The sequence below is a fragment of the Aurantimonas sp. A2-1-M11 genome, assembly GCF_036549475.1.
In the GTDB taxonomy this organism is placed as follows: Bacteria; Pseudomonadota; Alphaproteobacteria; order Rhizobiales; family Rhizobiaceae; genus Aurantimonas.
The window spans coordinates 1-4,072 of the sequence record NZ_JAZHLI010000140.1; the positions used below are offsets into that span (position 1 = coordinate 1).

The following is a 4,072-nucleotide window of genomic DNA, read 5'->3' on the forward strand; positions in this document are numbered from 1 at the left end:
AAAACACCGGAAATCAATCGGGTCAGGATCGGTTTCCGGCATTCTCCAATACTTCAAACCCGATGGGAATCCCTGAAGCACAGGGCATCCAAGGGTTTTTCAGGGCGAACCAACGAGCGCGTCCGACGTTGCCCCTCTTTGACGCGATAGGAAACCTGGATGGCTCGTAACGCTCTACTCATTGGCGGGGGCCTCCTGGCAGCCACTGCGGCCGCCGTGGTCCTTCGTACCTGGCAAGCCGAGCGTCAGAACCCGCCTCTCGGAAAGTTCGTTGAGGTTGACGGGGTCCGCTTGCACTACGTCGAGCGAGGGTCCGGCGACCCTCTGGTCCTCCTGCATGGTAACAGCAGCCTCATACAGGACTTTCTGACGAGCGACCTGGTGCGACTGGCGGCGCAAACCAAACGCGTGATCATCTTCGACCGACCCGGGTACGGATACAGTGATCGACCCCGCCGGTCCAAGTGGACTCCCAGGGCGCAGGCTGACCTCTTCGACGCCGCCTTAAAGCGGATTGGCGTGGACCGAGCCAATGTTCTCGGCCACTCATGGGGAACCTTGGTTGCGGTGCAGTGGGCTCTACGTCATCCTGAAAGCATCAGCGGCTTGACACTTGTTGCGGGCTACTACTTCCCGACGGCAAGGGTCGATGCAATGCTCGCCGGGGGGGCGGCGGTCCCGCTCATCGGCGACCTCATGCGTTACACGGTATCCCCCGTTTGGGGTCGACTGACCTGGCCGCTTTTCTTGCGCGCGCTGTTTGGCCCTTCAAAGACTTCACAGCACTTTGCGGGGGTCCCGCGGAGCTTCATCCTTTCGCCCCTTTCCATCCGCGCAGCAGCCGAGGAAGGGGCGATCATGGTTCCCAGCGTTTCGGAAGTCCGGAACCGGTATGCCGAGCTCAAGTTGCCCGTGACGATTATCGCAGGAGACGCAGATCGTATCGTCAGCATGAAGGATCAATCGGAGCGGCTGCACCGAACGATTCCGGGTAGCAGGCTAGTTGTCGTCCCGGACGTCGGGCACATGGTGCACCACATCGAGCCCCGTACGGTGATCGGCGCGATTACGAGCAACGCATAGCAATTAGATCCGGCACGGCTTATCCGCTCCAACCCAAAGCTGAAATTTACACGGGATTAGCAGGTTTCTCGAATTTTTTCTGACGAAATCTCGTTTATATCGACAATAGTATTTGGATTTTGACGAATTGGAGAATATAACTTGTAGTTATACTCTAGACAATTAAAAGGGAATCGAAGCGGGGATGTCTTTTCCCTAGCGGCATATGATGCTACGATCATGTTCGCTCGGAGTTGTGCGATGTCCTATATCGACTGGGCCTTGAAGGGACCGAAAATCGCTGCGTGCAGTTGCGATTATGGGTGTCCTTGTGAATTTAACGGCAAGCCGACAGAGGGCCTCTGCGAGGGGCTCGAATGCATGCTAATCGAGGACGGATGGTTCGGCAATCTGCGACTGGACGGCCTCAAGGTCGCGGCAGTCTACCGCTGGCCGGGGCCAGTGCATGAAGGCGGCGGTATCGTCCAGGGCTTCATCGACAGCAATGCCACGCCGAAACAGGCGGAGGCGCTCGCCACGATTCTCAATGGCGGCGAACAGGAGCCGACCACCGTCTTCAATATCTATGGCGCGACTATTTCGAAGGAATTGGCTCCGGTCTCCGCCCCGATCGCGTTCGATAGCAACATCGAGGCGCGAACCGGCTGGTTCCGTATCGAGGGTCATTTGACGCTCGTACTGGAGCCGATCCGCAATCCCGTGACAGGGCTGGCGCATCGCGCCCGCATCGTCTTGCCCGAAGGCTTTGAATTCCGCGAGGCGGAAGTTGCGAGCGGGACATTTACCAGCGATGGCGAAATCCTCATGCACAGACAAAGCCGCTACGGCGCGCTCTGGAATGCCGCGTACGGGCCGCACGGCATCATCGACGCGTAAGGCCCTGGCCGAACCGAAAGGACGCTGTCATGACGCCTTGGGAGATCGAAGGGGTGGAACTGGTCAACTGCAACTGTGCGTATGGCTGCCCCTGCCAGTTCAATGCCTTGCCAACACACGGACATTGCCAGGCAAACGGTGCAATCGACATACGGCGGGGGCACCATGGAAGGATCAACCTCGATGGGACGCGCATCGCCTTCATATTTCAATGGCCCGGGGCCATTCACGAGGGCGGCGGAAGGTGTCAGCCGATCGTCGATGAACGCGCCGATGACGATCAACGGCAGGCGTTGTTGACGATCATGTCCGGCGAGGATTCGGAGCCGGGCAGAACCATGTTCAATGTCTTTGCATCTACCTTGATCGAACTTTTCGAGCCCGCTTATCGCAGGATCGACATGGAAGTTGACGTCGACGCCCGTCGCGGAAAAATCTACGTCGACGGTTTCATGGATATTACGGGTGAGCCAATCCGCAATGTCGTGACCGGGCAGGAACATCGGGCTCGGATCGACCTGCCCGAAGGTTTCGAATACTCGCTCGCGGAAATCGGCACCGCCTCTTCGAAGACGCGGGGACCGATCGCGTTCGATCTCGAAAACTCATATGGCCAGTTTGCACGACTACATCTCACCGGGCAGGGGCCCATCAGGATCTGACGTGACCGACGCGTTGCCTGGAATGTCAGCGGTCGAGGCACTGATCCGGCGTGACCGTCTGATCATGACTTCGGGCCTGTTTACTCTCGCCGTCCTGGCTTGGGCGTGGCTCTTCGTCGGCGCCGGCACGGGCATGGACATCCGAATGATGAGTCGGCCCGAGATCTTTCCCGGTGGCGAGGACGGGAGGATGATGCTGCCGGCTGCACCTTGGTCGGCGGCAACATGGCTAGTGGTCACCGGCATGTGGTGGGTCATGATGGTCGCCATGATGACGCCAAGCATTGCACCGATGGTATTGCTCCACGCCCGCGTCAGTCGGCACGCTCAGACGAAGGGGCAAATGACCGCCGGCGCGGTGCCTTCAGGCGTTTTCCTGGGAGGCTACCTTCTGGTGTGGCTGGCCTTCTCACTGGTTGCTACCGCTCTGCAGTTCGCGGCCGAACAGATCGGGCTTTTGTCCCAGACGATGATGTGGTCGGTGAATGTCTGGCTGACGGCCGGCCTGTTAGTCGCTGCCGGCCTATACCAGTTGTCGCCGGTCAAGCGGGTCTGTCTCGAACATTGCCGTTCCCCAGTGGAGTTCCTGTCGCGGCATTGGCGCGCGGGGCGCGCAGGAGCGTTTCGCATGGGGGTGGAACACGGCGCTTATTGTCTCGGCTGCTGCTGGACCCTGATGACGCTCCTGTTCGTCGGCGGCATCATGAATGTCTACTGGATCGCGGGCCTGGCAATCGTCGTCCTACTCGAAAAGCTGCTCCCTGGTGGCGACAGGCTCGCGCTGGGGCTAGGACTGACATTCATCGCCACTGGAACATGGTTGGCGTTCAACGCTGTTTGATCGACTGGATCATTTTACCGGCGTTGGCCTCTGAAACTCCAGATAATGTGTGTTCCTCGAATGTTATGATCGCTGCCTCGGAAGGGGAGGCGGCGACAACACGCAAAGTCGATCTGCGTGGCTTGTCTGGGCAGCATAATCATCATCGGGGCTGCGTCAGATACAATTTGCGCGCCGATTGACATTCGTTAATCCAGTTGTCGAATCTCCTCTCGTGTCGCCAGGCGGATGACATCATCAGCCAGTCGTTCCGGGAAAGCCCTATCGTAATAGCTGATTGGAAATTCCCAAAATGGCGGATCGATGGCTGTTTGAGGATCGACTGAAAATAGCATGATAGGGATTCGCCTGCGCTGCAGCACTTGCCCGGAAAGCCGCAAGTAGTGGGTTTGGGTGCTGATGCCGATCACTGCGACATCGTAGGATCGTCGCAGCAGATAATCAAAGCGCCCCGGAAGCGAAATGCAATCGGAGGCAATGTTGCGGGACAGCAATACGTGGGACTATCCGAAACTCTGTGTATCTGACCGGTTCCATGCGGCTTCAGATACGTTCAGGCGTCAAAGCGCCCAGCGAACAGTATGGCCAGCTGGTTGCGTGCAGCAACCCA

The 4,072-nt window shown here is 58.4% G+C and carries 5 protein-coding genes; 4 read left to right on the forward strand and 1 reads right to left on the reverse strand.

Annotated elements, in window-relative coordinates:
* Positions 1 to 159: 159 nt before the first annotated feature.
* The 4 genes from VQ042_RS24805 to VQ042_RS24820 all read left to right on the forward strand — a co-directional run bounded on the left by VQ042_RS24805 (position 160) and on the right by VQ042_RS24820 (position 3,462).
* Positions 160 to 1,083: an alpha/beta fold hydrolase gene (locus VQ042_RS24805; RefSeq protein WP_331822931.1), complete on the forward strand. Its 924-nt coding sequence runs from the start codon at positions 160 to 162 to the stop codon at positions 1,081 to 1,083.
* Positions 1,084 to 1,323: 240 nt separating this feature from the next.
* Complete coding sequence (locus VQ042_RS24810; RefSeq protein ID WP_331822932.1) at positions 1,324 to 1,959, forward strand: DUF1326 domain-containing protein; 636 nt, start codon at positions 1,324 to 1,326, stop codon at positions 1,957 to 1,959.
* A 29-nt stretch (positions 1,960 to 1,988) separates the two neighbouring features.
* Positions 1,989 to 2,621 carry a DUF1326 domain-containing protein gene (locus tag VQ042_RS24815; protein ID WP_331822933.1) on the forward strand — a complete coding sequence of 211 codons (633 nt, stop codon included), beginning with the start codon at positions 1,989 to 1,991 and terminating at the stop codon, positions 2,619 to 2,621.
* 1 nt (position 2,622) lies between these two features.
* Complete coding sequence (locus tag VQ042_RS24820) at positions 2,623 to 3,462, forward strand: DUF2182 domain-containing protein (RefSeq protein ID WP_331822934.1); 840 nt, start codon at positions 2,623 to 2,625, stop codon at positions 3,460 to 3,462.
* A gap of 188 nt (positions 3,463 to 3,650) precedes the next feature.
* On the opposite strand, the gene VQ042_RS24825 is transcribed toward VQ042_RS24820, so the two are convergent.
* The gene (locus tag VQ042_RS24825; RefSeq protein WP_331822935.1) at positions 3,651 to 3,956 is read right to left on the reverse strand and encodes a hypothetical protein; all 306 of its coding nucleotides are present in this window, start codon (positions 3,954 to 3,956) and stop codon (positions 3,651 to 3,653) included.
* Positions 3,957 to 4,072: the final 116 nt, after the last annotated feature.